This window comes from Nonomuraea sp. NPDC049784, from assembly GCF_040659615.1.
In the GTDB taxonomy this organism is placed as follows: Bacteria; Actinomycetota; Actinomycetes; order Streptosporangiales; family Streptosporangiaceae; genus Nonomuraea.
Map to the genome: position 1 here is coordinate 1 of NZ_JBFAMX010001183.1, position 1,501 is coordinate 1,501.

The 1,501-nt window shown below is 73.1% G+C and carries 1 protein-coding gene and 1 pseudogene; one reads left to right on the top strand and one right to left on the bottom strand.

Annotated features, from left to right (window positions below):
* A pseudogene (locus tag AB0J09_RS64540) lies at positions 1-562 on the top strand (glucose-6-phosphate dehydrogenase); the annotation flags it as partial.
* Here AB0J09_RS64540 and AB0J09_RS64545 read toward each other — a convergent pair.
* On the bottom strand, positions 559-1,501 hold a 943-nt coding region (locus AB0J09_RS64545), incomplete at its 5' end, for a M24 family metallopeptidase (protein WP_360714366.1). The pseudogene AB0J09_RS64540 and the gene AB0J09_RS64545 sit on opposite strands and share 4 nt — an antisense overlap.

Here is a 1,501-nt window from a genome sequence, read left to right on the forward strand (position 1 = left end):
CTATCTGGCCGGCCGCGTCGGCGACCGCGAAGTTCCGGCCTACATCGACGAGGAAGGCGTGGACCCACAGCGCCGCACCGAGACGTTCGCCGAGGTAGAGCTGGAACTCGAGAGTTGGCGCTGGTCCGGCACGACCTTCCGGCTCCGCAGCGGCAAAGCGCTCAAAGAGGACCGAAAAGAGGTCGCGGTACGCTTCCGGCCCGTCCCCCACCTGCCCTTCGGCCACAGCGGGCAGGCCACGCCCAACGTGCTCCGATTCGGGCTCGAACCGGAAAGCATGACCCTGGCTCTGACCGGCGTCGGCTCCGGCGCGTATACCCTTGCCCCGCTCACGCTGACCGCGCGGCTGGAGGCGCCCGACCTTCCCGCCTACGGCCGGCTGCTGCTCGACGTGCTGAACGGGAACGCCGCCCTGTCCATCCGCGGCGATGAGGCCGAGGAGGCGTGGCGGGTTCTCGCGCCTGTCATGTCGGCTTGGTCAAGAGACCTTGTTCCGCTTCGGGAATACCCGGCCGGCTCCGGCGGGCCGGATCCCGGGGCCGGTGACAGCCGTAGCAGCTAACGTGCGGCGGGTTCGGGGCTGCGGCTCACGGTGGTGAGCTCCGGGCCCGCGTCGGTGACGATGACGTCCTCCTCGTACCCGGCGCCGCCCACGGAATGAACCGCGAGCCTGCGCTCCAGGGCCAGGCACATCCCGGCCTCGGCCCGCTCGCCCGCGTGCGGCCCATCCTCGATGATCCACGGCGGTTCGAACGACAACCCGAGCCCGTGCCCCCAGACCCCGTGCATCTCCGGCTCGGGCAGCCCGTGATGGGCCGCGAACGCCGACCGTTCGAACACCTCCTGGCACCGGCGCGCCACCTCGCCGAAGGGCCGGCCGGGCCGCAGCAGCTCGATCCCGGCCAGGACGCTGTCACGCACCGCGTCGAGCAGCCGCCGCTGCTCCGTGGTCGGCTCCTCGCCGACGACCCACGTACGGGCCAGGTCGAACAGGTAGCCGTGCACCGAGCCGTACAGATCGATCCTGAGCAGATCGCCCGCCGCGAGCCGCCGACCGGCGGAATAGGGTGCGGGGCCGGAGGCGGCGAACGTGTGGGACTCGGCGCCGGACGAGATGCCCATGCCGGAGTAGACGCCGCCCGCCCGGACGATCTCGGCGACGGCGGCGGCCGCCACGTCGGCCTCCGTCGCGCCCGGCTCGGCGGCGTCCCTGGCGGCGGCCATCGCGCGCACGCCCAGCGCTCCGGAGGCGCGCAGCAGGTCCAGCTCGGCCGGGCTCTTGATCCGGCGCGCCTCCCAGGCCAGCTCGTCGGCGCACACCAGGTCGTGCCCGGGCAGCACCGAGCGCAGGCGGCACCACCAGGGCGCGGCCATCGCCTCGCAGCCGATCAATGCGACCTTGCCGGGCCGGATCCAGGCCCTGATCTGCTCGGCGAGCGCGTCCACGAGGTCGGCCGCGACCCGCAACTGCGCCACCGGCCGCGGCTCCTGGAGATTCCCC